The following is a 26357-nucleotide window of genomic DNA, read 5'->3' on the forward strand; positions in this document are numbered from 1 at the left end:
GTTCTGGGGGGTGGGGGGGGGGGGGGGGGGGGGGGGGGGGGGGGGGGGGGGGGGGGGGGGCGGGCCCCGGGGGGGGGGGGGGGCCCGCGCGGGGGGGGGGGGGGCCCCCCCGCCGCCCTCCGGCCGGCCCGAGGCGGCCGCGGCCCCGTCGGCGGACCGGGCACCGGCCGTCGACCCGGTCGCCGCGCTGCGGCGCATGTACGTCGACACGAGCCCGTTCAGTTCGGCGCATCTGAGCCTGAACGCGGAGGTGCTGGGTCCCGGGCGGATGCTGTTCGGTACCGACTCACCGCCACTGGCCGTGCCACTGCAGGAACAGATCCGCATGATCGAGAAGCTGCCGGTCGACCGGGCGTCGCAGCAGCTCGTCCTCGGTGGCAACGCCGAGGCGATCTTCGACCTCGGGAGTCGTCCGTGACCACCACGCAAGAGGCCGTCACCGCGGCCGAACGCTGCACCCCGGAGTTCCGGCGGGACCCTCACACGGTCTACGCCCGTCTCCGCGACGCGGCCCCGGTCTGTCCCATGCGACCGCCGCACGGCAACGAGACGTACCTGATCACCCGGTACGAGGACGCGCGGGCCGCCTTGGCGGATCCGCGGTTGAGCAAGGACATGTACGGGGCCATGGACGCCTACCGGAGGATCTTCGGTGACTCGTCCGTCGCCCTGGACGACAACATGCTCAACTCCGACGGGCCCAAGCACACGCGGCTGCGCAGGCTGGTCAACTCCGCGTTCACCCCACGGCGGGTGGAGGCCCTGCGGCCGAAGATCCAGGACATCGTGCGGAGCCTGCTCGACGAGTGCCCGGTCCGGGAGCCCTTCGACCTGTTGCCGGCCTTCGCGTTCCCGCTGTCGGTCGTCGTGATCTGCGATCTGCTCGGCGTTCCGCCCCAGGAGCGGTCGCGGATGCAGAACCTGTCCTCCGCGGTGGCCCAGAGCGGTTTCACCGAGGAGGCCAAGCGGGCCCAGCAGAAGGCGGAAGAGGATCTGCACGCGTACTTCTCGGATCTCATCGCCGCCAAGCGGAGCCACCCGGGTGACGATCTCCTGAGCGCGCTCACCGCGGTCCGGGACGACGACGGCGGGCTGACCGAGAACGAGCTGGTGTCCACGGCGTTCCTGCTGATGTTCGCGGGTCACAAGACGACCGCGTACCTGATCGGCAACGCCGTGCATCACCTCCTGTCCCATCCCGGACAGCTGCGCGCCGTGCGGGAGAACGGGGAGCTGATGCGTGCCGCGGTCGAGGAACTGGTGCGCTACGACGGCTCCGTGGAGAGCGCGACGTTCCGTTACGCGACCGAGGACGTGGAGTACAGCGGGACCCGGATTCCCAAGGGGGCCCTGGTCCAGGTCGCGCTCAGTTCGGCCAACCGCGATCCGGCGAAGTTCGACGCCCCGGACGAGTTGAACGTGATGCGTCCGGGCAACGCGCAGGACGCGCATCTGGGGTTCGGGCACGGCAGCCACTACTGCCTGGGAGCCCCGCTGGCCCGGCTGGAGATGCAGCTGACGCTCTCCGCCCTGTTCGACCGGTTCCCGAGGATGACCTTGGCCGACCCGCGCGCCGGAACACGGTGGCTGGAGGTTCCCTTCCCTGCCTTCCGCGGCCTCGCGGAGCTTCCGGTCGTACTCGATCCCGACGGGTGACCGACGCATGCGCGCTATCTGATGGTCTTGAGCAGGGGCACGAGCTCCGGCCACGGTCCGTAGTCCGTGTAGGCGCTGCCGCAGCGGTGCAAGGAGAGTTCCGGCGCGGTGACGTCGATACGCCCGCCGTTGGCCTCCAGGTGCCGGAGCATCCGGCGGGACTCGTCCACGGTGTCGGGGTAGGTCAGGTGCCAGTCGCCCGACGCGTAGGCCTGTTCCCGTTGGACGAGCCGGGCCAGCACCGAGTCGTTCCATTTGAAATGGTGGACCTGGGGGAAGGACTCTTCGGCGGGCATGGGCCGCCCGGTCTCGGCACCGTGCTGTCCGAGGTGCAGTCGTACGTCGCCGCGGGCCAGGGTCACCTTGGACGATCCGCCTCCCGGCAGGCGCAGCGTCACGAGTCCGGCGAGTGGGTACTGCGCCCAGACGGATGCGTGCGGGTTCAGCGCCGCCAGGCTGCCGTCGGCGGCCACCCGGTCCAGCAGGGCGCCCTTGACGTAGTCGTACCCGCCGGCTTCGCACGCGGCGATGATCTCGCTCAGCGGCCGGTCGTAGACGTGGAACTCGTCAAGGTCGGCGACGACCCACCAGTCCTCGGGGTGGCGCCGCATCTGCGCCCGGATCAGATATCCGTTGAGGTCCTCGTCCCAGGGGCCCTGGTGCACCGCGGCGAAGGAAATGCCGTGCTGTGCGGCCACTTCCCGGGAGCGCCGGAAGCCGGGGTCGTCGAACGACTCGATGTGCCTGGCGATGTGGAAGGACTCGACGCCGAGGGCGCGGTAGTGCCTGATCGCGGCATCCAGCAAGCCGGTGTCGGCGCCGACGACGGATACGAAGCGGATCGTCACGTCAGATCTCTCTCGTCTTCATCTGGGCGGTTCGGTGACCCCGCACCGAAGCGGGGGCCGAGGGAGGGGGGAAGCGGCGGGGCGAAGACGCACGGCCGAGGACGCTAGGCCGCTGCCTCCTGCGAGTTCGCCGGGCTGCCGTCGTTCGCGCCCCGCGCGGCCATGCGGAAGAGGAGGAGGACGGCGGCGAGCGCGCAGAGAACGGCGCAGATCCAGAAGACGCTGCGGTAGCCCGCCTGCGCGGCGACCACCCCGGTGATCGCTCCGGCCAGCAACTGGGCCACCGGGAAGGTGGACGAGTAGAGCGCGGACACGGTGCCCGTCCCGCCGGGTACCTCCTGTTGCACCACCACCATGGGAAGACTCGTGATCACCGCGATCCACATGGCGTTGGGCACCTGGAGGGCGATCAGAGCGGGCGCCGACCCTGCCATCGGCAGCAGGCAGAAGAAGAGGACGGCGAGGACCACGGCGGCGGCCACGACCCGTACCTTCCCGACCCGGTCGGCCAGGCGGCCCACCGTGATCATCAGCGGGATCTCCAGGGCCGCGCAGGCACCGGCCATCAAGCCGACCAGGGAGGCCGACAGGTGCAGATCCCTGGTGACGTACAGGGAGATGGCGATGAGGTACATCTGGTTCGCCACGTTGACCGCTGTGACCGAGCCGAGCAGGAGCCAGGTACGGGGCGGCACGGTGGTGAGGAGGCTGTGCAGGGCCGAACGGCGGCCCCCGGACTCGTCCTTGGGTTCCGGACGGGGCCGCGCGGGCAGGGCCGGCAGGAACCACCGGCCGAGGACCACGGTGAGCAGCAGCAGGGCCGCGGCAGCCGCGTACATCCGCCCGAACCCCGCGTGGGTCAGCAGGTAGAGGCCGACCGGCGGACCGATCACCCATCCGGCGGAGAAGATCGAGCGCACCGCGGAACTGAAGGGGGTCACCTCTCTGCCGGTCGCGTCGGCGAACTCCTTGACGTAGGCGAACAACTGGGAGATGTACGCCTCGTTGAGGCCGAGGAGCACCGCCCCGGTGGCGAACACCACCGCGTAGTCACGGGCGCCCGTGAAGATCAGCGCGCCGGCACACCCTGCCGTCGCGGTCGCGGCCAGGGCGGTCCTTCTGTCGGACAGCCGGTCGGAGAACCAGCCCATGGCCAGGTTGATGCCGATACCGACGACGGCACAGCCGGTGAAGTACAGACCGATGCGTCCCGGTCCCGCGCCCACGGCATCCGCGAGGAACAGGCTGAGCGTGGTGCCGAACACCGACATCGCGAGGGCGTAGCACCCGGCGGCGATACCCAGGGACGACGCCGTCCTGGTGGACCGGCGCGCCCCGGGGGTCCGCTCCGCGTTCCCGGCGGCAGTGGGACGCGCGGGCTTCATGGGGTTCTCCCGTTGCCCGGACGGCAGGTACGCCAGCGATCGACGTGAGCCGCCAGCCAGGTGCCCACCGAGGCCGCGGACGAGAAGACCGAGAGGCCGGGTTCGGCAGGAGTGCCGATCACGACAGCCTCACCGACGGATTCGAGCATCGGAATGTCGTTGGCCCGGTCTCCGAAAGCGACGGCGTCGGCCGGTGTCAGGTCCGCTTCCTGGAGGATCCTCCGCACTGCGTGCCCCTTGGAAGCGAGGGGTGAGAGTACCTCGACCGGTCCGCCTTCCTCCGGCCCGCAGGAGTAGGTGACGGTGACTCCGAACCCCAGGGCCTGCGCGGTGCGGGCCAGGTCCCGGGCGTTCAGCTCGCCGCTGCGGCAGAGCAGTTTCGTGATGGGCAGGGCGCTGCCGACCAGGTCCGGGATGTCCGCGCAGAATCCGTCCGCCCCCGTATCCGTGGCCGGCCACCAGGCATATCCCGGCTCGTAACCGAACGCGGACTCGAACTCCGTCGCGAAGCTGACCATCGGGTCGGCCCTGCGGAGCGCTCGGCAGAAGTCCCGCACCCGCTCCCGGTCCAGTGTGGCCAGGATCCGCAGCCCGCCGTCCACCGTCTCCGACGCTCCGTTCGAGGTGACGACGTGGCGGGAGAGCTGCTCGACCGCCGGCGGCAGATCGGACAGGCAGCGGGAGGGGCGCCCTGTCACGAAGACGAGACGGGCTCCGCCGGACGTCGCCTGCCGGAGCAGGTCGATGTCCTCGTCGAGGACGAACCCGCCGGGGCGGACGAGAGTCCCGTCGAGGTCGCAGAAGATCGCGCTGATCACTTCGTCTCCCGTGGACGCCGTATCGTGGTCGCACGGCTCGCCACCACCAGGAGGTTCCTGAGGGCGGCGTAGGCCCCTGCGCCGGGTTCGCCGCGCTGCACGCCTCGCCACACCACCGTGGCTGCCTTCCTCAGCTCGTGGCGCAGGAACAAGGGGGGCAGCACTCCCAGTGATTCACCGAGCGCCTGGCCCGCTCCGTAGGCCCGGACGCTTCTCAGGTCGTCCCGCACGGTGAGAGGCTTGTGCCAGATGACCGCTTGCGGGACCAGCCGGATCGGTACGTTCGACTTCCGTCGGCGCAGCTCGAAGTCGCGGTCCTCGCGCCACTTCATCGCGGTGTTGAAGTGATAGCCGCCCATCTTCTGCACGATGTCCGTGCTGTAGAGCAGAGGCGGGCTGTAGGCGTTGACCTTCTTCGTGACCAGAGGGTCTTCCGTCAGCCGTCGGGCCGCGGCCACCAGACGGCTGCCGCGCCCCGCGGTCTCGAACTGAACGCGTCCCTTGACCAGTCCGAAGGACGCTTCGGCCAGCATCGCCGAGACGGCTCCTGGCTCGAACACGCAGTCGGAGTCCATGAGGAGAACCAGTGGTGTGACCGCGTGCGTGATCGCGCGGTTGTAGGCCAGACCGATCCCGCTCTCCGGAGTGTTCAGGACGGTCACCCGCGGTGCGGCCTTCGCATAGGTCGTCAGTCCCGCGAGGAACCAGTCCGGCGACCCGTTGGTGGAGATGATGACGGGGCAGGGGACGTCGATGGACGCCAAGCACCGATAGATCAGGGGATCGTCCCGGACCGGGATGACGATCGTCAGGTCCTGCGAGGACAACGGCGCGGGCGTGGGCGCGGGTGAAGGTGCGGAGTCGACGGCGTCGGCGCTCATGAGGAGCTCCTCGGCCGGCTCACGGCTGCTTCGAACCGCTCGACCACGGCATCCGGATCGGTGTGCGTCACCAGATGATGCGTTCCGTCGCCCTGCTCGAACCGGATGGCCCCGCGGTGCGCCAGATCCGTGCCGACGGAGACGGTCCCCGTCTCCTTCGTGCAGGACAGGGTGCCGTCCGCCAGGAGTGCGGCCGCCACCACGTCCCAGATGGGTTCGCGGTCCGTGCTCTCGCCCCGCGGCGACTCGCGTTCGAGCCTGTCCAGAGCCATGCCCAGCGGAGTGCCGGTACGCCGGATCCGCTCCACCGCCGCCGGAACCAGCCGGGGGGCCGCCAGGACCTCCAGCGGGACCATCACCACGGCCTGCCACCGCGCCGACAGGCACTCCTCCAGGGCTTCCGGATCGGCGAACGTGTTGAACTCGGCGTGGTCCGTGACGTTTCCGGTCCTGATGGAGCCACCGGAGATCCACAGACGATGCCGGGCCTGGTCGGAAGGGGCGAGCTGCCGCAGGGCCCGTGCGATGTTGGTGACGGGCCCGATGGCGAGGACGTCGGCCCCCTGAGACTGCGTGAGGGCCGCGGCCAGCGCATCCGGAGCCGGTCCGTCCTCGATGCCGGTGTCCCAGAAGCCCTCGTTGCCAGGGTGCAGCGAGGCAAGGTACGTCTCCTCCGGCAGGGCCGCGAGGACCTCGCGCACGTCCTCCCGGACCGGCCCGCGCCACCACAGGGGCTGCTCGCATCCCCGCACGACATCGATGTCCAGAAGGTGATCACGTACCAGTGCGCGCGCGTGTCCCGCCGAGGCGGTGGCCGTGACGTTTCCGAAGACGGTGGTGATCAGGCGGGGGACCCGCGCCATGGCGAAGAGATAGTGGAGCGCGAGAGCGTCGTCGTTGATGCCCAGCGTGTCGGTGTCGACGATCAGATCGCGCGCGCTGTCCGGCTCAGAACTCAATGGACGCTCCCGAGTTCATCCAGAAACGGAGCGCCTGCGCGTAGCCGCGACCTTCCTTTTCGAGAAGGTCCACGGCATCCTCCGGTCGCAGCACGCTGACGGAGGCGACCTGTTCGGCGCCGGCGGGGTTCGTGGGGGGACCGACGATCTCCCCTTCGACCACTCCCCACAGCCAGGCCTTCAGCGGGAAGGGGGCATACGGTTTGTAGGGGACACGGTGGTAGGAGACGCCGCTGTGCGCGGCGAACCAGCGGGGGTGCCCCGTCACGAGGAAGCCCGCCTCTTCGGCGAGTTCCCGTCTCATGCACGCGTCGACGGACTCGCCTTCCTCTCTGGTACCACCGGGGAGAAAGGCCGTGCCGTCGGACAGCCGGCAGACCACGACACCGTTCCCGACCAGCGGGACGGCACGAACGCTCTGGACCACTTCGTCCGGAGGCCTTCGGTCGGTGAACCTGACGAGGGTCTGAGCCCACTCCCAGTCCTCTAGGTGTTCTCGCACACCAGCCCCCGCGCTCCTGCCGCCTCGGCGATGAACTTCAGGTCGGTCCGGTACGTCACGAACGACTCGGCGTAGGGGACGCCGATGGCAGCCCCCTGAACGGCGTCGGCCCTCTCGATGCCGCTCATGGACCGCAGGTGCGGGTCCGGCTTGGTCTGGTGCTGGTAGCACGCGATCGCGGCCTGCTTCTGGCCGTAGTGCCCGGTGATGTCGAGGGTCGCGGTCGCCTGCTCCAACTGCGAGCTCCATGAGTCCTCGGGACACTGGTAGCCCAGGATCACGGGTGGCGTGTGATGCCCGGATCCGCGGTTGCGGCATGCGGCGAACGCCGCCTGATGGGCCACCTGGTGGTCCTGGTGGAATGCCCCGCGAGTCGGCAGCAGCACGAGTTGTGGCCGCACCCGGTCGATCGAGATCGGGGAACCGGACTCGATCGACTCGACGAGACGCGCCGCCTGTGTGTGCAGCGTGTCCCGGTGATCGCCGTCCTCGATCATCACGTGGAAATCACTGACGCCCAGCTTGCTGCAGGCCAGCGCGAACTCCGCACCCCTGTCGACGGTGACCCGGGCCGTCGCCGGGCCGCCCGTGTTGATCCCGTGCTGAACGATGAGCTCCACATAGACGTCCATGCCGGAGGCTGCCAGTGTCGCCATGGTGCCTCCGCACCCGAACGTCTCGTCATCAGGGTGTGGCGCAATTACGAGCACGCTCCCACGCGCCATTTCTCGTCCTCCCCCGTTCACGTCTCCATGAGAGTGGTTGTTTTCTACGTCTCCGGCCTGACCCGGAGCGTTTCGTAGCCGGGAACACGCACGAGCGTGGTCGTGGTGAAATCCCGTCTTCCGTGTATCCCTTCAGGAAGTTTTCTTTCTCCGGTGGTCAGAAGAGCGAGGTACTGTTCCACCAGATGCGTCGTGCCCCAGAACGCCGCCGCGCATCCGCCTCCGAACCGGACGTTGATCTCTGTGAAGACGATGCCGTCGGGCTGGAGGAATCCCTGCACACAGGAGGGCCCTACAACCTTCAGCTCCCGGAGCAGTTCGACGATGAGTCGTTCGAGTTCCGGGTGATGGAAGGTCTCGGTGACCGTGGACATGCCCGAGCGGGTCCGCAGTCGCCGCCGGGCGACGACGAGCGGCAGATCCGCGCCCGTGTACAGGCAGTCGGCCGAGAACTCCGGTCCGGTCAGCACTTCCTGGACCAGTCCGTCCGGATTGCGGGCCAGCCAGGCATCCAGCTCCGGCCGGCTGGAGCAGACCATGGCATCCGTCCCGCCGCTGCCCGAGCGCGTCTTGACGAACACGCCGGCAGCCGGGAGGAGATCGGCCTCCAGTTCACCGGCCGAGAAGGAGACCGGAGTCCGGAATCGGGGGTCCCGGCTCAGTCGACGTGCGAACTCCGCCTTGTCCGAACACACCCGAACCGTTTCAGGTGAAGGAATCCACTGCGTCAGGCCCAACTCGCTCAGGGTGTCCACCTGGTCGGCGGCGTAACGGACCTCGGCGTCCGTGTTGAAGCTGACGCAGTCGGCTCCGAACTCCCCGGCGGCCTTCGCCAGTGCTTCGAGATATGCGCCGCCTTCCGACGCCGGCGGAAGCAGTTGCGCCCGGTGGGAGTTGGCCAGCAGTGCAGGGCAGAGGGGATCGGCGTCGGCCCAGAGAACTTCGTACCCGAGCCGATCGGCTTGCAGTGCCACCGCGTAGCCGGAAGCACCGCCGGTTCCCGTGACAACTATCCGCATACGGTCCATTTCGTTCTCAGACTCGCAGGAGTCCCCGCCGCGGCGCGGGAGGAGGCAGTGCCGTCGGACACACGGTCAGCCCCACTCCCCCCGGGCCACGATCTCCCGGACGCGTTCACCGAAGGTCGGGTCGGCACCCGGGTACGGGTTGGCGATGACCGTGCCGTCCCCGAGGAAATGAGCCATCCCGCGGCCCATCTTGCGACCCGCCTCGGTATGGATGTCGAGCGCGTAGTCCGGGACGACCGGGCCGCGGATCCCCTTGTTCATCGTATGGCGCGACCACATGCATATCTCGTCCGTGGTCTCGTCCTTGGGGAACGCGACCAGGTAGCGGACAGCCTGGACAAGGAAGCCCCAGCGCTCGCCGGTGCCCCGCTGCATGCGCATGCCCACGCGATGCAGGGACTCGACGACGAGCGTCTGCAGGAAGGTCCCGTCATTGCAGTCCGACACCGAGATCACCAAGAGCCGGTTCCACAAGTGCGATTCCAGCTCCGGGCTCGTCTCGTACATCTCCCGCGCGACGAGAAGCGCCTCCTCCAGGTTCCCTCTGCGGATGTATTTCTGAAGGGCGGATATCAGCTCGTCGCACTGGAATCCGCGGACGCTTGTCACGTCTGCCCAGGGGTCTCGGTCGGTCGGCGGAAGGGACATGTTCCTCCTTGCGTTTCGATGGACGGCGCCGCCCCTTGCGCGAGGGCTTCCGCTCGCTTCCGCAGGGGCTGGGCGATGCCAGACGAGGCGCTGTTCACTCCGACATGACCGCAAACGTAGATCGCGGCAGCGGAAGAGGGGTAGGAACTTTCACGCCCCGCCGGGCGGGGCGGGAATGTACTGGTTCAGCAGCTAATCGGCCCCTAGCGGCACGCGTGACGGCCGAGCACTCGCACCGTGCGCGCCGATGCGCCCGGGCCGGCAATCCGCTGCTCAAAGGCGGCATGAAGAGCAACACTCTTCTTTCATGGTTTAAACAAAGGCGTGTATACGATCGGTTGGCCGGTTAACGCCCAGGACTGCGACGCGGACGGGAGGTGCACACGGCTCGCGACCTGGCCGGGCCGAGACACGAGGGCCTCCACGGTGGAGGTCGAGCAGGGCAACCGACCCGTCGGCGAGGGCCGGAATCAGCCACCCGAACGACACCACGCCTTTACTTAACTCATAAGGAATCGAGGTCCGCCTCGCGACCCGCTGAACTGCGGTCGCCACCTCGTCAGGCGTCGGCCCGTACGACAGGAGCGACTCGCCAACTGGCGGCTGACCGTCGCCAGTTGGGGTGCAAACGGGGGCATAGCGCCCCGGGCAGGGCGGCGCGAATCCTGCTGATGGTTCTCAACTGCGATGATCTACGTTTGCGACCACGGCCGCACGCAAGAGGCATCCCGTCCACCGGCTCCCGGCCGTTCGCAGTGAAGACGACTGGAGAGAGAGGAGTGACCATGCCCGATCTCATCCGCACACTGCGCGACTTGTCCATGTCGGGATATCGGTTGCAGTCGATGATTCGGCTCACGGAACGCATTCCGGTACTGCCGGACGAACTGCGCTACTCCTTCGGCCTCGTGGACCGGCCCATGTACGCCTACGGCGTGCGCAAAGCCGTCGAGCTGACCCGCTCGCTGGGGTACGACGGGGTGACCGTCATCGAGTTCGGCGTGGGAGACGGCGGCGGACTCGAGTCCTTGAGCCGGCACGCTCGGCACTACTCCCGCACCAGCGGTGTCGACATCCATGTCCTCGGCTTCGACACCGGTCGTGGACTGCCCGGTTCCGCCGACTATCGAGATGTGCCCTACATGTGGACGCAGGGCCAGTACCAGATGCACGAGGACGAGCTGCTCGCTCGGCTCGCCGGCTCGGCCCGACTCGTGCTCGGAGACGTGTCCGAGACGGTACCCGAGTTCCTTCGCACCCACGCAGAACACCTGGCCGGGAATCCGGTCGGGTTCGTCTCCTTCGACCTGGACTATTACTCCTCCACCGCATCGGCCCTGACGCTGTTCCGCGACGCGGACGACGCACACCTGTTACCGCGCGTCACCAGCTATTTCGACGACATTCTCTCCATCGTCGAGGAGACCGGCGAACTCGCCGCCATCGCCGATTTCAACCGTGCGGAGAAAAAGGGAATCATCGGCAAGGTGAACGCCTTGCGCAGTCATCTTCCTTTCGATCCCGTCTGGGCCGACCAGATATTCGAGTACCACCGCTTCAAGCACTCGGACTACAGCCGTCACGAGTCGGCGCGCAACAACCCCGGATGGCGCCCCTGAACACAGGGCTCCCGGCGGGCGGGATCAAGTCCCACCCTCGCCGCCGACGCATCCGTCCGGGTCGGTCCGGACCCCGATCTCGAACCGACGTTCGATGCCGCAAAACGCCTTGTGCGGGCCGAGGCATTCCTCGACCCGCACAGGTTGGGGTGGTGATCTGTGTCCGAGGGGGGACTTGAACCCCCACGCCCGATAAAGGGCACTAGCACCTCAAGCTAGCGCGTCTGCCATTCCGCCACCCGGACTAGGTGTCTGCCGCCTGACCGGGGGTGCTCCCCGCGGCGACATGGACAACAATACCAAGCTTTCGGAGTGCCCTTCACCTGCGTTTCCGTCGGCTCCGGCGCAGGTGGGCGCGGGTCACGGCGCGTGGCCGGCCCGTCACCGGGCGGGCGGGGGCGGCGCTCTGCGGCCCACCGCGCCTCCTCGGCCGGGGCCGCGGGATCGCACCCCGGAGTCCGGCACCGGGCGCGCCCGGGTAGCGGGCGCGCCACGGCATGAGCGTTGCGCGGGGTCAGGGCATGAGCTGGTACTCCGGGAAGTTCCCCGGCAGCCGCTCCCCCGCCGGCCCGTTGGTCACCGCCCGTACCAGCAGTTCCCCGCCGACGAAGGCGCCCCGCCAGGACGCGCCGAAGCCGCCGAAGAGCTCGTCGCGGTCGCCGCGGGAGCGTGGCGTGCCGTGGCCGACCTTGAAGGCACGGATCTGCGGGGCCAGGCGCGCGAAGGTGGCCTCGTCGTCGGTGGAGAGCGTGGCGACCAGCGCACCGTTGGACGCGTTCATGGCGGCCAGCAGTTCCGCCTCGGTGTCGACCAGGACGATCGTGTCGACCGGGCCGAAGGGTTCCGCGTGGTGGAGCGGCGAGGAGGGCGGCGGGTTGAGGAGGGTGACCGGGTGGACGTACGACGACGTGTCCTGGCCGGGCAGGAAGCGGGCGTCGGATGCGCTGCCGCGGTGCAGCGGGACGGCGCCGCGGTCGACGGCCTCGGCCACCTGGTCGGTCAGGTCCTTGGCCTTGGCCGCGTTGATCACCGGCCCGAAGTCCAGCTCGGGAAGCGGGTCGGCGGGGTCGGCGACCGCGAGGGGGTGGCCGATCCGGAGCCGGCGCACCGCCGGGAGGTAGGCCGTGAGGAACTCGTCGAACAGCTCACGCTGGACGACGAAGCGCGGGTAGGCGGTGCAGCGCTGTTTGCCGTAGTCGAAGAGCTTGGGGACGACGGCGGTGAACGCGGCCCAGTCGGTGAAGTTCCAGATGCCCCAGGTGTTGAGTCCCTCCTGTTCGAGTACGTGCCGCTTGCCGAGGTCGGTGACGGCCGTGGCCACCGCCGCCCCGGTGTCCCGGCCGCCGACGAAGGAGACGCAGCCGATCTCGGGCGCCCGCACCAGCGCCTCCGACAGCTCGCCCCCGCTGCCGCTGAGCAGCGTCACCGGCAGGCCCTCCCGGGCGGCCAGCGCGCAGGCCAGGGTGAGGCAGGCGACCCCGCCGTCGGTCGGGGTCTTCGCCACCACCGCGTTGCCCGCCAGGGTCTGGACCAGTACCGCGTGAACGAGCACGCTCATCGGGTAGTTCCAGCTGGCGATGTTGGACACGGGCCCGTCCAGCGGGGCCCGCCCGGTGAGCATCGGCCCGATGCCGTCCAGGTACCAGCGGACCCCGTCGATCGCCCGGTCCACGTCCGCCTGGGCCAGCCGCCACGGCTTGCCGATCTCCCAGACGAGCAGCAGGGCGAGGAGTTCGCGGTGTTCGGTGAGGGCGTCCAGGGTGGCGGCGATCCTGGCCCGGCGTTCCGCCAGCGGGATGTGCCGCCAGGCACGGTGCTGGTCGAGGCAGGCGCGGACGGCCCGGTGCGCGGTGGCCTGGTCGAGGCGTGGGGCGCCGGCGATCGGGCTGCCGTCGACGGGGCTGGTCGCGGGGAGCGGGCGGCCGTCGGGCTGCCAGGCGCCCGCCCAGAGGTTGAGGACGCGGTCGTCCCGGAAGGCCTCGGGGGCGAGGTCGAGACTGCGCGCCCAGGCGTCGTCCCAGCCGGTGCCGGGCTTGCGGACGAGGTCCATGGTCAGCCCCCCGCTTCCAGGAGTTCGAGCACCAGCCGGGCGGTCTCGGTCGGCGTGCTCCCCACCCGTACCCCGACCGCCTCCAGCGCCTCCTGCTTGGCCCGTGCGGTGCCGGCCGAGCCGGAGACGATGGCACCCGCGTGGCCCATGGTGCGGCCCTCGGGCGCGGTGAACCCGGCGATGTAGCCGACGACCGGCTTGGTGACGTGCTCCCGGATGTAGGCGGCGGCCCGCTCCTCGGCGTCGCCGCCGATCTCGCCGATGAGGACGACGAGTTCGGTGTCGGGGTCGTCCTGGAAGGCGGCCAGGCAGTCGATGTGGCTGGTCCCGACGACCGGGTCGCCGCCGATGCCCACGCAGGTGGAGAAGCCGATGTCCCTTAGCTCGTACATGAGTTGGTAGGTCAGGGTGCCCGACTTGGAGACGAGACCGATGCGGCCGGGCTTGGTGATGTCGGCGGGGATGATGCCCGCGTCGGACTGGCCGGGGGTGATCAGGCCCGGACAGTTGGGGCCGATGATCCGGGTGCCCTTGGCCCGCGCGTAGGAGGTGAAGGCCACCGAGTCGTGGACGGGTATCCCCTCGGTGATCACCACCGCGAGGCCGATGCCGGCGTCGGCCGCCTCCAGCACCGCCGCCTTGGCGAAGGCGGGCGGCACGAAGACGACGGTGACGTCGGCGCCGGTCGCCGCCATGCCCTCGGCGACGGTGCCGAAGACCGGGACGGCACGGTCGGCGAAGTCCACGCTCTGCCCGGCCTTGCGCGGGTTGACCCCGCCGACGACGTCGGTCCCGGCGGCGAGCATCCGCCGCGTGTGCTTCATGCCCTCGGCACCGGTCATGCCCTGGACGAGGACCTTGCTCTCCTTGGTGAGGTAGATCGCCATGACAGAACTCCTCAGGCGGTGGTGGCGAGTTCGGCGGCGCGGCGGGCGGCGCCGTCCATGGTGGTGGCCTGTTCGACCAGGGGGTGCGCGCGGGAGTCGAGGATCGCCCGGCCGCGGGCCGCGTTGTTGCCGTCGAGGCGGACCACCAGCGGCTTGGTGAGCCGGACGGTCTCCAGGGCCCGGACGATGCCGTCGGCGACCGCGTCGCACGCCGTGATCCCGCCGAAGACGTTGACGAAGACCGACTTCACCGACGGGTCGGACAGGATCACCGAGAGTCCGTCGGCCATGATCTGGGCGGACGCGCCGCCGCCGATGTCCAGGAAGTCGGCGGGCCGTGCGCCGCAGCCGGCCACCACGTCCAGGGTGGACATCACCAGGCCCGCGCCGTTGCCGATGATGCCGACCTCGCCGTCGAGCCTGACGTAGTTGAGCCCCTTCGCGGCGGCCGCCGCCTCCAGCGGGTCGGGGTGCTCGCCCTCCTCCGCGCCCCACCGGGACTGCCGGAAGCGGGCGTTGTCGTCAAGGGTGACCTTGCCGTCGAGAGCCAGGATCCGGCCCTCTGCGGTGCGCACGAGCGGGTTCACCTCGACGAGCAGCGCGTCCTCGCGGACCAGGACCTGCCAGAGCCGTACCAGGACGTCGACGGTCTGCGGCGGCAGTCCGGCGGCCGCGGCGATCTCCTGGGCCTTGGCGGAGGTGACGCCGACCGCGGGGTCGACGGGGATCCGGGCCACGGCCTCCGGCCGGGTCGCGGCCACCTCCTCGATCTCCGTGCCGCCCTCGGCGGAGGCGATCGCGAGGAAGCCGCCGGCCGCCCGGTCGAGGACGTAGGAGACGTAGAACTCGCGGTCGATGTCGACGGGTTGGGCCAGCATCACCTTGCCGACCGTGTGTCCCTTGATGTCCATCCCGAGGATCTGACGCGCCGTGAGTTCCGCCGCGGCCGGGTCGGCGGCGAGCTTCACGCCGCCCGCCTTGCCCCGGCCACCGGTCTTGACCTGCGCCTTCACGACGACCCTGCCGCCGAGCCGGCGGGCGATCTCCCGGGCCTCCTTGGGCGAGTCGGTGACCTCGGCCCTCGGCACCACGATGCCGTGATCTTCGAAGAGTTCCCTTGCCTGGTGTTCGTACAGGTCCATTCCGGCTCCTGTCTGCGAAGTCCGTCGAGAAGTCATCGAGAGGCCGAACTCCGATGACTGAAAAGTGCCGCACGCCCCCTGGACACCACCCACCGGATGCGGGATAACAAGGTTCATACAGTATTCGTCGACTGTATGCAATGTACCGCGAGAGCGTTCCAACCCCCTACGAAGGGACAGGACTCCGCCATGCCCGACGACACCCAGGACGTGATTTCCGGTGGTCATCTCGTTGCCAAGGCGCTGAAGGCCGAGGGGGTCGACCGCATCTACACCCTGTGCGGCGGCCACATCATCGACATCTACGACGGCTGCGTCGACGAGGGCATAGAAGTCGTCGACGTCCGCCACGAGCAGGTGGCCGCGCACGCCGCCGACGGTTACGCGCGCATCACCGGCAGGCCAGGCTGCGCGGTCGTCACCGCGGGGCCGGGCACGACCGACGCCGTCACCGGGGTCGCCAACGCCTTCCGCGCGGAGTCCCCGATGCTGCTGATCGGTGGCCAGGGCGCGCTCACCCAGCACAAGATGGGGTCACTGCAGGACCTGCCGCACGTCGACATGATGACGCCGATCACCAAGTTCGCGGCGACCGTCCCGGACACCGCGCGCGCCGCCGACATGGTCTCCATGGCGTTCCGCGAGTGCTACCACGGCGCGCCGGGACCCTCCTTCCTGGAGATACCCCGTGACGTCCTCGACGCGAAGGTCCCGGCCGAGAAGGCGCGGGTGCCCAAGGCGGGTGCCTACCGCGCCTCGACCCGCTCGGCCGGCGACCCCGAGGCGATCGAGAAGCTCGCCGACCTGCTCGTGCACGCCGAGAAGCCGGCCATCCTGCTCGGCAGCCAGGTCTGGACGACCCGCGGCACCGCGGACGCCATCGAGCTGGTCCGGACCCTCAACATCCCGGCGTACATGAACGGCGCCGGCCGCGGCACCCTGCCGCCCGGCGACCCGCACCACTTCCAGCTCTCCCGCCGCTACGCCTTCTCCCACGCCGACGTCATCGTGATCGTCGGCACCCCCTTCGACTTCCGCATGGGCTACGGCAAGCGGCTCTCCCCGCAAGCGACCGTCGTGCAGATCGACCTCGACTACCGCACGGTCGGCAAGAACCGGGACATCGACCTCGGGATCGTCGGGGACGCGGGCCTGGTCCTGAAGTCCGTGACCGAGGCCGCCTCGGGCCGGGTGAACGGCGGGGCCTCCCGGCGCAAGGAGTGGCTGGACGAGCTGCGCGCCGCCGAACAGACGGCGATCGAGAAGCGGTTGCCGCAGCTGCGGTCGGACTCCTCCCCCATCCACCCGTACCGCCTGGTCAGCGAGATCAACGACTTCCTCACCGAGGACTCGATCTACATCGGCGACGGCGGCGACATCGTCACCTTCTCCGGTCAGGTCGTGCAGCCCAAGTCGCCGGGGCACTGGATGGACCCCGGCCCGCTCGGCACCCTCGGGGTCGGCGTCCCCTTCGTGCTCGCCGCCAAGCAGGCCCGCCCCGACAAGGAGGTGGTCGCCCTCTTCGGCGACGGCGCGTTCTCGCTGACCGGCTGGGACTTCGAGACGCTGGTCCGCTACGACCTCCCCTTCGTCGGGATCGTCGGCAACAACTCCTCGATGAACCAGATCCGTTACGGCCAGGCCGCCAAGTACGGCAAGGAGCGCGAGCGGGTCGGCAACACCCTCGGGGACGTCCACTACGACAAGTTCGCCCAGCTGCTGGGCGGTTACGGCGAGGAGGTCCGCGACCCCGCCGACATCGGCCCCGCGCTGCGCCGGGCCCGGGAGTCGGGCAGGCCGTCGCTGATCAACGTCTGGGTCGACCCGGACGCGTACGCCCCCGGAACCATGAACCAGACCATGTACAAGTGAGGTGGAACGCCCATGACCGCCAAGGCACTTGAGGGCATTCGCGTCCTCGACATGACCCACGTCCAGTCCGGCCCCTCCGCCACCCAGCTGCTCGCCTGGCTCGGCGCGGACGTGGTCAAGCTGGAGGCGCCGACCGGTGACATCACGCGCAAGCAGCTGCGCGACCTCCCGGACGTCGACTCCCTCTACTTCACGATGCTCAACTGCAACAAGCGGAGCATCACCCTCAACACCAAGACCGAGCGCGGCAAGGAACTCCTCACCGAGCTGATCCGCCGCTCGGACGTGATGGTGGAGAACTTCGGCCCCGGCGCGGTCGACCGGATGGGGTTCACCTGGGACCGCATCAAGGAGATCAACCCCCGGATCGTCTACGCCTCCATCAAGGGGTTCGGGGACGGCCCGTACACCGACTTCAAGGCGTACGAGGTCGTCGCCCAGGCGATGGGCGGCTCGATGGCGACCACCGGCTTCGAGGACGGCCCGCCGCTGGCCACGGGCGCGCAGATCGGTGACTCGGGCACCGGAGTGCATACAGTAGCCGGAATACTGGCGGCACTCTTCCAGCGCGAACACACCGGCCGCGGCCAGCGCGTCAACGTCGCCATGCAGCACGCCGTGCTGAACCTGTGCCGGGTCAAACTCCGCGACCAGCAGCGGCTCGCGCACGGCCGGCTCGCCGAGTACCCGAACGAGGACTTCGGCGACGAGGTGCCGCGCTCCGGCAACGCCTCCGGCGGCGGCCAGCCCGGCTGGGCGGTCAAGTGCGCACCGGGCGGCCCCAACGACTACGTCTACGTCATCGTGCAGCCCGTCGGCTGGCAGCCGATCACCCGGCTGATCGGCCGGCCGGAGCTGGCGGACGACCCCGAGTGGGCGACCCCGGAGTCCCGCCTGCCCAAGCTCAACAAGATGTTCCAGCTGATCGAGGAGTGGTCCTCGACGCTGCCCAAGTGGGAGGTGCTGGAGAGGCTCAACGCCCACAACATCCCGTGCGGGCCGATCCTCTCCACCAAGGAGATCATCGAGGACGAGTCGCTGGTCGCCAACGAGATGGTGGTGACCGTCCCGCACCCCGAGCGCGGCGAGTTCGTCACCGTCGGCAGCCCGCTCAAGCTCTCCGACTCCCCCGTCGACGTCACCAGCTCGCCGCTGCTCGGCGAGCACAACGAAGCGGTCTACATCGGCGAACTCGGTCTCGGCGACGAGGAGTTGCGCCTGCTCAAGTCGAACGGAGTGATCTGACGTGATGGCAGAGGACCGGGAGCTGCGGGTCCGCGAGCTCCTCGACTCCGTGCGCGCACAGGGCCGTACGGCACTCACCGCGCCCGAGGGCAAGGTGGTCGCGGACGCGTACGGGATCGCCGTACCGGGCGAGGAACTGGCGACGGACGTCGACGAGGCGGTGGCGTACGCGGCACGCTTCGGCGGACCGGTGGTCATGAAGATCGTGTCGCCGGACATCCTGCACAAGACCGACGCGGGCGGGGTGATCGTCGGCGTGGAGGGCGCCGCGGACGTGCGCGCGGCCTTCCACCGGATCATCGAGAACGCGCGCGGCTACGACGCCGAGGCCCGCATCGAGGGCGTCCAGGTCCAGGAGTTGCTGCCGAAGGGCACGGAGGTGATCGTCGGCGCGGTCACCGACCCGACCTTCGGGAAGGTCGTCGCGTTCGGGCTCGGCGGGGTGCTGGTCGAGGTGCTCAAGGACGTGACCTTCCGGCTCGCGCCCGTCTCCGCCGACGAGGCGCTGTCGATGCTGGACTCGATCAAGGCGGCCGAGGTGCTGCGCGGGGTGCGCGGGCAGGCCGGGGTGGACCGCTGGGCGGTCGCCGAGCAGATCCGCCGGGTCTCCCAACTGGTCGCGGACTTCCCGGAGATCGCCGAGGTGGACCTCAACCCGGTGATCGCGACCGCGGAGGGCGCGGTCGCCGCCGACATCCGGATCATCCTCGCGGAGAAGCAGCCGCCGGAGCGCAGGAAGTACACGCGCGACGAGATCCTGGCGAGCATGCGCCGGCTGATGCAGCCCCGCTCGGTCGCCGTGATCGGTGCCTCCAACGAGCAGGGCAAGATCGGCAACTCGGTGATGCGCAACCTCGTGGACGGCGGCTTCGCCGGGGAGATCCATCCGGTGAACCCCAAGGCCGATGACATTCTGGGCCGCAAGGCGTACAAGAGTGTCACGGACGTTCCCGGTGAGGTGGATGTGGCCGTCTTCGCCATTCCCGCCAAGTTCGTGGCAGCCGCGCTGGAGGAGGTGGGCCGGAAGAGGATCCCCAACGCCGTCCTGATCCCGTCCGGTTTCGCGGAGACCGGCGAGGACGAGCTCCAGGCCGAGATCGTCGCCATCGGCGAGCGGTACGGCATCCGCCTCCTCGGCCCCAACATCTACGGCTACTACTCCACCTGGCAGGACCTGTGCGCCACGTTCTGCACGCCGTACGACGTCAAGGGCGGCGTGGCGCTGACCTCCCAGTCCGGCGGCATCGGCATGGCGATCCTGGGCTTCGCGCGCACCACCAAGACGGGTGTGTCGGCGATCGTCGGCCTGGGCAACAAGTCGGACCTGGACGAGGACGACCTGCTGACCTGGTTCGGCGAGGACCCGCACACCGAGTGCATCGCGATGCACCTGGAGGACCTGAAGGACGGCCGCGCCTTCGTCGAGGCGGCGCGGAACACCGTACCGAAGAAGCCGGTCGTGGTCCTCAAGGCGGGCCGGACGGCGGCCGGTGCCAAGGCGGCCGGTTCGCACACGGGCGCGCTCGCGGGCGACGACGCGGTGTACGACGACATCCTGCGGCAGGCGGGCGTCATCCGGGCGCCGGGCCTCAACGACATGCTGGAGTACGCGCGCGGCCTGCCGGTGCTGCCGCCCCCGCAGGGCGACAACGTAGTGATCATCACCGGTGCGGGCGGCAGTGGCGTCCTCCTCTCCGACGCGATCACCGACAACGGACTGACCCTGATGGAGATCCCGCCGGACCTGGACGAGGCGTTCCGCCGCTTCATCCCGCCGTTCGGCGCCGCCGGCAACCCGGTGGACATCACGGGCGGCGAGCCGCCGTCGACGTACGAGGCGACGATCCGGCTGGGTCTTGAGGACCCTCGGATCCACGCGCTGGTCCTCGGCTACTGGCACACCATCGTCACCCCGCCGATGGTCTTCGCCGAACTGACGGCCCGCGTGGTCGCGGAGTTCCGGGAGCGGGGCATCGAGAAGCCGGTCGTCGCCTCGCTCGCGGGGGACGTCGAGGTCGAGGAGGCCTGCCAGTACCTGTACGAGCGGGGGGTCGTGGCGTACCCGTACACGACCGAACGGCCGGTGGCCGTGCTCGGCGCCAAGTACCGCTGGGCGCGGGCGGCCGGACTGTTGGGGGGCGGGTCATGACGTAGCCGAGGAAGGGGCCGGCCGGCGGTGCGCGTCGGCCGGCCCCGGGACCCGAGCGCGCACGAAAGGCATTGGACAGGGGGCGCTGGCCAGAACTTTCGACGCAAGGGGTGCTGAACGAACATGTCATCCATCGATCTAACGGCGTCCGTCCCCTTCAGGGAGGTGACGGACCGCAACGGCCGCAGGTACCGGATCGGCGAACGCGATGTCGATCTGATGGGCCGGACACGCAAGTGGATGGTCATCCTGCCCTGGGTGGGCATGATGGGCATCAGCTCCGCCGAGTACGCGTTCACGTCGGCGGAGGACACGCTGCACGAGGCGCATCTGTGGAGCAGCGGGCACATCTTCTGGCTGATGGGCGTCTGGGTGTTCTTCCAGGCGGCCGTGGCCTTCCCGGCCGGGCAGCTGCGGGAGAGCGGACGGCTCCCCGCCCGTACGGCCATGCTGATCGGCGCGGTGGGCACGCTGCTGGGCTATGTGGCGCTGGCGTTCGCGCCGAACGTGGTCGTCGCCTATCTCGGCTTCGGCATGTGCAGCGGCATCGGCGCCGGTCTCGTCTACGCGACCTGCGTGAACATGGTCGGCAAGTGGTACCCGGAGCGCAAGGGCGGCAAGACGGGCTTCGTCAACGGCGGTTTCGCGTACGGATCCGTGCCGTTCGTGTTCCTCTTCACCTCCGTCCTGGACCTCGGCAACTACCGGGTCCTGCTCACCTCGGTCGGCATCGGGCTCTGCCTGGTGGTGGCGTCGGCCGGCTGGTTCTTCAAGGACCCGCCGAAGAACTGGTGGCCGCCGCACGTCGACCCGCTGAAAGCGACCCAGGACCCGAAGATCCGGCGGGCGTTGGAGAAGAACCCGCCGGCGGTCAAGCAGTACACACCCAAGGAGGCCGCCCGTACCCCCGTCCTGTGGATGATGTGGTTCTGTCTGCTCTGCACGGCCGGGATCAACATCTTCGGCATCGCCTTCCAGGTGCCGTTCGGCAAGGACATGGGTTTCGCGGGCGGGATCGTCGCCACCGCGATGTCGTTGAAGGCGATCGTCAACGGCACCGGCCGCGGCGTCATCGGCTGGATCTCCGACCGGTACGGCCGCCGCAACACGCTCATCATCGTGTGCATCGTGCTCGGTACGGCGCAGTTCGGCGTGCTGGTCTCCGGCCAGATGCACAGCATGCCGTTCTTCCTGTTCTGCTCCATGGTCTCCGGGTTCGGCGGCGGGGCGATCTTCCCGCTCTTCGCGGCCATGACGGCGGACTACTTCGGTGAGAACAACAACGCCACCAACTACGGAATGGTCTACAGCTCCAAGCTGATCTCCGGCCTGGTGGGCTCCGGTCTGGGCGCGGTCGTCGTCGGTGAGTGGGACTACCACGGCGCGTTCGTGCTCGCGGGTTCCGTCGGCCTGGCCTCCGCAGTGCTGGCCCTCTTCCTCAAGGCACCGGGCAGGCCCAGCGCCCGGCGCATCGTCCCCAACCCGCAGCCGCTCGGCGAGGAGATGGCGTGACATGACGGCAGACCCTGTAGCCACGAACAGCACGGACGCCGGACGCCGCCCGTACCGTGAGGTCACGGACGCCCGCGGCCGCGTCTACCGGATCGGCGAGACCGACCGGGACATCCTCGGCCACTCCCGGAACATCATGGTGTACCTCCCGTGGCTGGCCATGATGGCGATCAGCGTCTTCGAGTACGCGTACGGCTCGGCGGAGGACACCCTGTCCCACGCGCACGGCTGGACGCAGTCCAACACCTTCTGGATCCTGAGCGTCTGGGTGTTCTTCCAGGCCGGCATCGCCTTCCCGGCGGGCTGGCTGCGCGAGAAGGGCATCCTGACCGCCCGTCGCGCCATGTACACCGGCTCCGGGATGTGCCTGATCGGCTTCCTGGCCCTCTCCCACATCAGCGAGATCTGGCTGGCGATCATCGGCTTCGGTGTGATCGGCGGGCTGGGCTCCGGCCTCGTCTACGCGACCTGCATCAACATGGTGGGCAAGTGGTTCCCCGAACGCCGGGGTGCCCGCACGGGTTTCGTGAACGGCGGTTTCGCCTACGGCTCGCTCCCCTTCATCTTCATCTTCAACTACGCCTTCGACACGGCGAACTACCACCGCGTCCTCGACCTCATCGGCGCCTACGTGATGGTCGTCGTCCTCGTCACCGCGTTCTTCTTCAAGGACCCGCCGAAGAACTGGTGGCCGGCCGATGTCGACCCGCTCACGTACGCGACCGGCACCAGGAGCGGCGCGGCCCTCGCCAAGAACCCGCCCGCGGTACGCCAGTTCACCCCCAAGGAGGCGATCCGCACCGGCATGCTCCCCCTGATGTGGATCGCGATCGTCATGACGGCCGGCGTCTCGATCTTCGGCATCTCCTTCCAGGTGGACTTCGCCAAGGACGTCGGCTTCGGCCCCCTGGTCGCGGCCTCGTCCATGGGCGTGATGGCGGTCATCAACGGCATAGGCCGCGGCGTGGTCGGCTGGCTCTCCGACCGCCTCGGCCGCAAACCGACCCTCGTCTTCGTCATCGTCGTCCTCGGCCTCGCCCAGTTCGGCGTGATCTGGGCCGGTGACATCAAGAGCGAGTGGCTGTTCCTCTTCTTCGCCTTCCTCTCCGGCTTCGGCGGCGGCGCCTTCTACCCGCTCTTCGCCGCCCTCACCCCGGACTACTTCGGCGAGAACTACAACGCCACCAACTACGGCCTCGTCTACAGCGGCAAACTCATCAGCGGCCTCTTCGGCGGCGGCCTCGGCTCCATGGTCGTCGGCGCCTGGGGCTACAACGGCGCGTACGCCCTGGCGGGCGGCATCTCGATGCTGGCGGCGGCGATAGCACTGCTGCTGCGGCAGCCGGGGCGCAAGACGGGCACCGGCGCGAAGGTGGTGACGGCACAGCCGCAGACGGCGACCTGACGGATTCCGCGGAGCCTCAGGCCGAGGTCTTCCCGGTGCTGAGTCCCGGACCGGTGTCCGGGACTCAGCCGCTGCCAGCATGAGGCCAAATGCTTCAGAGGGGGTTCAGGGCACGACGGGCGGCGCCGATGACGTTGTGGGCGTCAGAGCCGTAGACGGCGGATTGGCGCAGGGTCCGCCAGACTTTCTTGTAGAGGGTGACGTTGTCGACGTCGTCGAGCCAGAGTTCGGCGTGCCAGTCCTCGGCGACGACCAGGCGGTCATCAAGGACCCAGAAGCCGTTGGCGGGCACGATCTTCACGGACGCAGTGAACGGGATGATGCCGAGTTCGACGGTGTCCATGCCGATCACGCCCGCAAGGCGGTCGAGCTGGGCCGCGAGGACGGAGGGCGGGCAGATCAGCGACCTGAGCGCGGCCTCCCACATCAGCACGTGGAGTTTGCGGCCGGGCCGGTACACCCACTCCTGGCGCTGGACGCGGGAGCGCACGCCGTCCTCGATGTCGCTGGCCGAGCCCATCAGGTCGGCGTACCGCCGCAGGACGTGACGGGCGTACTCGGGGGTCTGGAGCAGACCAGCGACCACCGATTCCTCCCACATCCACAGCTCGGAGGTGCGCTCAAGCTCCTGGGTGAGGCCTTCATGGAGAGGCGCGAAGCCGTTGGCCAGGGCGCGGCGCCACGACCTGATGTGGGACTCGAAACCGGCAAGCCGGGCGGCCAGCTCGGCGTACAGGTCGGGCTGGTCGGTCGCGTCGGCCCACGCCCTGAGGTCCTCGGGGGTGGCGGTCTGCTTGCCCAGCTCCAGTTTCGAGACCTTCGAGCCGGGCCAGCCGAGCCGCTGTGCGAGTTGCTGACCGGTGAGCCGGCCACCGGGGCACGAGAACCTGAGGTCACGTAGTCGCGCGCCCAGGGCTTCCCGCGCCTGCTGGTAGTCCGTGCTCACCGGTCGCGCTCTAGCTGGTCTGAGCCACCCGCTCGGCGAACTGGTCACGTGAGACGGCGCCGTGCATGGCCGCGTCCCGCACGATGGAGTACCGCACGACCTCGGCGGGCTCCGTGATCAGCTCGATACTGAGCAGGTTGTCGGTGTCGTCGAAGTTCAGAAGGGCGACCAGCCGCGAGTCGAAGATCCAGAAGTCCTCGGCGGGCAGGGCAAGCCGGTCAGCGTCGGCTCGCCACAGGTAGCGGATGTCCTCACCGACCGTGGCGTTGTGCCGGGCGTAGTCGAGCAAGAACAGCTGTTCAGTGGTCGGCGGGTTGTCAGCGACCCGCACCCGGCCGACGCGCTTACCGGCTTCGGTCTGGCGACGGATGTTGGTGAACCACGGTTCGCCCGGGTCCAGCACCGTCGTACCGGTGGTCAGGAACATCTGGAAATCGGGGTCCTGGCGGTCGGAGGCGTAGCCGCGCCGGGTCTCCAGGCGCCAGGCGGTGTGTTCGAAGGTCTCGAAGAGGCGCCGGAAGGTGTCGCGGTCGACCAGCTCGGGCACCCGCTCCATCTCCTTCGGCCCCCAGTTCACCAGCAGCTCGCGCGGTACGACCACGGCCGAGTCGTCCGGGCCGAAGTGCCGCAGCTGCGCTAGTTCGTCAGGATCGGTGACCGGCGCGCCCTGGACAATGATCTCGCCGCTCGCGGTGTCGGTGTGCAGGGCGGGGCAGCCATCGACCTTACTGTCCGTGCCGGTGAAGCGTAGCTGACGAGCCATGGGCTCTGTCCTTTCTGAGACCGCTGATCCAATCAGCATGGACGTGGCCCCAGTTCGGCACTACGGGATCGGGCCGGGCATGGAAGAAAGTGCGAGCAATCTCAGCATGCCCTTGAGAAATCACGAGAAAACAGCGTAGTACCGACCGCCCTTCCGGACCTAGCGTCCGGTTCATGGCACCGAAGAAAGTTCAGGACGTCACCGACACTCAAGCGGCGGTCGAGGAACTGAGAGCCGCCCTGGACACGGTGGGGATCGTCTTCCCCTCACTGAGGCTCGACCCTGCCTCGCCCGGGTTACAGCTGGTCGAGCTGGGGCGGGTGCGCGCCGACGTGGCCGTCCACCTCGCCAGGGCACTCCAACGGGGAGCAACCGAGTGACCGCCGGGGAGGTCGAACCGAACGGCACCCTGGTCATCGACACGGCTAGCGACCAGCTCGGCTACGTCATGGGGCACGAGGGGCCGTGGGACGCAGACCCCGCTCACGTCCGGCGCGCCACGGACGAGGAGCGGCTGCGGGCCCTGGTCGAGCGGACCCGTGCCATGAACACCTTCAGCAGCGGCGGCATCATCTTGTGACCGCCCCCGCTGACGACACCTCGAACATGTCCGCGGAATGCGCCCTCGCCCAGCGCCCCGGTTACTCGACGCTGCACTCCGACTGCCGCCGGACCAAGGACATCCCCCACCCCCACGGTCGCGGCATCCTGCTCGTACCTCGCTGTACCTGCTCCCACCACCGCTGCACCCCTGCCAGGTGACGTCCCCTCACGAACCCAGCCGTACCCCCGTCTCATGACCGAGGACACCGATCGCCTGGGACTCGTCGGTCTGCTCACGATGTCCGCGGCACCGCGCTAGGTTCAACCATGCGATCCCGAACAAGCGGCATGTGGTGGGGAACCGCCGTCGAGGCACCGGATCCGGCGCTCCTGGCCCGTTTCTACTCGGAGCTGCTGGAGTGGCCGATCGTGCACGAGGAGCCCGGGACGGTTGTCGTCGCGCCGCCGCAGGGGGCCGTGTACATCGTGTTCCAGGAGGCTGCCGGATACCGGCGGCCGGCCTGGCCGCCGGTCGACGGTGAGCAGCGCGCGATGATGCATCTCGACTTCCAGGTGGCCGACCTGGACGGGGCGGTGGCCGAGGCCGTCGCCAAGGGGGCCGTACTCGCGCCGGATCAGCCGCAGGACCACGTACGCGTGCTGTTCGATCCCGCCGGCCACCCCTTCTGCCTGTGCCGCGAAAACGGGTAGGCGCAGAGGCCGCGGGGTCCCGTAGATTCCCGGCGGGGGCCCGACCGAGGTGCTCTGGGGATG

General features: G+C 69.2%; 25 protein-coding genes and 1 tRNA gene. 11 read left to right on the forward strand and 15 right to left on the reverse strand.

Features of this window, described 5'->3' with window-relative positions:
• Positions 1-10 precede the first annotated feature (10 nt).
• Positions 11-418: an amidohydrolase family protein gene (locus ACIQVL_RS08345; RefSeq protein ID WP_403475207.1), complete on the forward strand. Its 408-nt coding sequence runs from the start codon at positions 11-13 to the stop codon at positions 416-418.
• The gene (locus tag ACIQVL_RS08350; RefSeq protein ID WP_403474809.1) at positions 415-1656 is read left to right on the forward strand and encodes a cytochrome P450; all 1242 of its coding nucleotides are present in this window, start codon (positions 415-417) and stop codon (positions 1654-1656) included. The genes ACIQVL_RS08345 and ACIQVL_RS08350 overlap by 4 nt, the downstream gene beginning before the upstream one ends.
• Positions 1657-1670: 14 nt before the next feature.
• Here ACIQVL_RS08350 and ACIQVL_RS08355 read toward each other — a convergent pair whose 3' ends face one another.
• From ACIQVL_RS08355 to ACIQVL_RS08395, 9 genes are all read right to left on the reverse strand, one after another.
• Positions 1671-2504, reverse strand: coding sequence for a glycosyltransferase family 2 protein (locus ACIQVL_RS08355; protein WP_403437880.1), 834 nt, complete (start codon positions 2502-2504; stop codon positions 1671-1673).
• 104 nt (positions 2505-2608) lie between these two features.
• Complete coding sequence (locus ACIQVL_RS08360; RefSeq protein ID WP_403474810.1) at positions 2609-3889, reverse strand: sugar efflux transporter; 1281 nt, start codon at positions 3887-3889, stop codon at positions 2609-2611.
• On the reverse strand, positions 3886-4707 hold the full coding sequence (locus ACIQVL_RS08365) for an HAD family hydrolase (RefSeq protein ID WP_403474811.1): 822 nt from the start codon (positions 4705-4707) through the stop codon (positions 3886-3888). Before ACIQVL_RS08365 ends, ACIQVL_RS08360 begins: the two co-directional genes overlap by 4 nt.
• On the reverse strand, positions 4704-5588 hold the full coding sequence (locus tag ACIQVL_RS08370; RefSeq protein ID WP_403474812.1) for a glycosyltransferase family 2 protein: 885 nt from the start codon (positions 5586-5588) through the stop codon (positions 4704-4706). Before ACIQVL_RS08370 ends, ACIQVL_RS08365 begins: the two co-directional genes overlap by 4 nt.
• Complete coding sequence (locus ACIQVL_RS08375; protein ID WP_403474813.1) at positions 5585-6547, reverse strand: nucleoside hydrolase; 963 nt, start codon at positions 6545-6547, stop codon at positions 5585-5587. The genes ACIQVL_RS08370 and ACIQVL_RS08375 overlap by 4 nt, the downstream gene beginning before the upstream one ends.
• Positions 6537-7049 carry an NUDIX domain-containing protein gene (locus ACIQVL_RS08380; protein ID WP_403474814.1) on the reverse strand — a complete coding sequence of 171 codons (513 nt, stop codon included), beginning with the start codon at positions 7047-7049 and terminating at the stop codon, positions 6537-6539. Before ACIQVL_RS08380 ends, ACIQVL_RS08375 begins: the two co-directional genes overlap by 11 nt.
• Positions 7034-7774: a PIG-L deacetylase family protein gene (locus ACIQVL_RS08385; RefSeq protein ID WP_403437867.1), complete on the reverse strand. Its 741-nt coding sequence runs from the start codon at positions 7772-7774 to the stop codon at positions 7034-7036. Before ACIQVL_RS08385 ends, ACIQVL_RS08380 begins: the two co-directional genes overlap by 16 nt.
• A gap of 44 nt (positions 7775-7818) precedes the next feature.
• Entirely contained in the window at positions 7819-8793 is a 975-nt protein-coding gene (locus ACIQVL_RS08390) for an ATP-grasp domain-containing protein (RefSeq protein WP_403474815.1), read from the reverse strand.
• A 75-nt stretch (positions 8794-8868) separates the two neighbouring features.
• Positions 8869-9450 carry a hypothetical protein gene (locus ACIQVL_RS08395; RefSeq protein WP_403437861.1) on the reverse strand — a complete coding sequence of 194 codons (582 nt, stop codon included), beginning with the start codon at positions 9448-9450 and terminating at the stop codon, positions 8869-8871.
• 785 nt (positions 9451-10235) lie between these two features.
• On the opposite strand from ACIQVL_RS08395, the gene ACIQVL_RS08400 reads away from it, so the two are divergent.
• Positions 10236-11069 (forward strand): hypothetical protein, encoded by an 834-nt coding sequence (locus tag ACIQVL_RS08400; RefSeq protein WP_403474816.1) that lies wholly within the window; start codon positions 10236-10238, stop codon positions 11067-11069.
• 160 nt (positions 11070-11229) lie between these two features.
• On the opposite strand, the gene ACIQVL_RS08405 is transcribed toward ACIQVL_RS08400, so the two are convergent.
• The 4 genes from ACIQVL_RS08405 to sucC all read right to left on the reverse strand — a co-directional run bounded on the left by ACIQVL_RS08405 (position 11230) and on the right by sucC (position 15148).
• Positions 11230-11314: transfer RNA gene (locus ACIQVL_RS08405), tRNA-Leu, on the reverse strand.
• A gap of 269 nt (positions 11315-11583) precedes the next feature.
• Positions 11584-13119 (reverse strand): aldehyde dehydrogenase family protein, encoded by a 1536-nt coding sequence (locus tag ACIQVL_RS08410; protein ID WP_403474817.1) that lies wholly within the window; start codon positions 13117-13119, stop codon positions 11584-11586.
• A gap of 2 nt (positions 13120-13121) precedes the next feature.
• Complete coding sequence (gene sucD / locus ACIQVL_RS08415; protein ID WP_403437856.1) at positions 13122-14006, reverse strand: succinate--CoA ligase subunit alpha; 885 nt, start codon at positions 14004-14006, stop codon at positions 13122-13124.
• An 11-nt stretch (positions 14007-14017) separates the two neighbouring features.
• On the reverse strand, positions 14018-15148 hold the full coding sequence (sucC, locus tag ACIQVL_RS08420) for an ADP-forming succinate--CoA ligase subunit beta (RefSeq protein ID WP_403474818.1): 1131 nt from the start codon (positions 15146-15148) through the stop codon (positions 14018-14020).
• A 189-nt stretch (positions 15149-15337) separates the two neighbouring features.
• Here sucC and ACIQVL_RS08425 point away from each other — a divergent pair, with 189 nt between their 5' ends.
• The 5 genes from ACIQVL_RS08425 to ACIQVL_RS08445 all read left to right on the forward strand — a co-directional run bounded on the left by ACIQVL_RS08425 (position 15338) and on the right by ACIQVL_RS08445 (position 23331).
• On the forward strand, positions 15338-17020 hold the full coding sequence (locus ACIQVL_RS08425) for a thiamine pyrophosphate-binding protein (RefSeq protein ID WP_403474819.1): 1683 nt from the start codon (positions 15338-15340) through the stop codon (positions 17018-17020).
• A gap of 12 nt (positions 17021-17032) precedes the next feature.
• The gene (gene frc / locus ACIQVL_RS08430) at positions 17033-18265 is read left to right on the forward strand and encodes a formyl-CoA transferase (protein ID WP_403437852.1); all 1233 of its coding nucleotides are present in this window, start codon (positions 17033-17035) and stop codon (positions 18263-18265) included.
• Between the two features lie 4 nt (positions 18266-18269).
• The gene (locus tag ACIQVL_RS08435) at positions 18270-20414 is read left to right on the forward strand and encodes an acetate--CoA ligase family protein (protein ID WP_403474820.1); all 2145 of its coding nucleotides are present in this window, start codon (positions 18270-18272) and stop codon (positions 20412-20414) included.
• A gap of 123 nt (positions 20415-20537) precedes the next feature.
• On the forward strand, positions 20538-21926 hold the full coding sequence (locus ACIQVL_RS08440) for an OFA family MFS transporter (RefSeq protein ID WP_403474821.1): 1389 nt from the start codon (positions 20538-20540) through the stop codon (positions 21924-21926).
• Position 21927: 1 nt separating this feature from the next.
• Entirely contained in the window at positions 21928-23331 is a 1404-nt protein-coding gene (locus tag ACIQVL_RS08445) for an OFA family MFS transporter (protein WP_403437849.1), read from the forward strand.
• 94 nt (positions 23332-23425) lie between these two features.
• Here the strand turns inward: ACIQVL_RS08445 and ACIQVL_RS08450 are convergent, their stop codons facing one another.
• The gene (locus ACIQVL_RS08450) at positions 23426-24277 is read right to left on the reverse strand and encodes a helix-turn-helix domain-containing protein (RefSeq protein ID WP_403474822.1); all 852 of its coding nucleotides are present in this window, start codon (positions 24275-24277) and stop codon (positions 23426-23428) included.
• Between the two features lie 10 nt (positions 24278-24287).
• Complete coding sequence (locus ACIQVL_RS08455) at positions 24288-25040, reverse strand: DUF6879 family protein (protein ID WP_403474823.1); 753 nt, start codon at positions 25038-25040, stop codon at positions 24288-24290.
• A 173-nt stretch (positions 25041-25213) separates the two neighbouring features.
• Between ACIQVL_RS08455 and ACIQVL_RS08460 the strand changes: the two genes are divergently transcribed.
• From ACIQVL_RS08460 to ACIQVL_RS08470, 3 genes are all read left to right on the forward strand, one after another.
• A complete protein-coding gene (locus tag ACIQVL_RS08460; RefSeq protein ID WP_403474824.1) occupies positions 25214-25420 on the forward strand; it encodes a hypothetical protein in 207 nt (68 codons plus the stop codon).
• Positions 25417-25620: a hypothetical protein gene (locus tag ACIQVL_RS08465; RefSeq protein WP_403474825.1), complete on the forward strand. Its 204-nt coding sequence runs from the start codon at positions 25417-25419 to the stop codon at positions 25618-25620. The genes ACIQVL_RS08460 and ACIQVL_RS08465 overlap by 4 nt, the downstream gene beginning before the upstream one ends.
• A 290-nt stretch (positions 25621-25910) precedes the next feature.
• Positions 25911-26294, forward strand: coding sequence for a VOC family protein (locus tag ACIQVL_RS08470; protein WP_403474826.1), 384 nt, complete (start codon positions 25911-25913; stop codon positions 26292-26294).
• The last annotated feature ends 63 nt before the right edge of the window (positions 26295-26357 follow it).

It is taken from the genome of Streptomyces sp. NPDC090499, assembly GCF_044769305.1.
Taxonomy (GTDB): domain Bacteria; phylum Actinomycetota; class Actinomycetes; order Streptomycetales; family Streptomycetaceae; genus Streptomyces.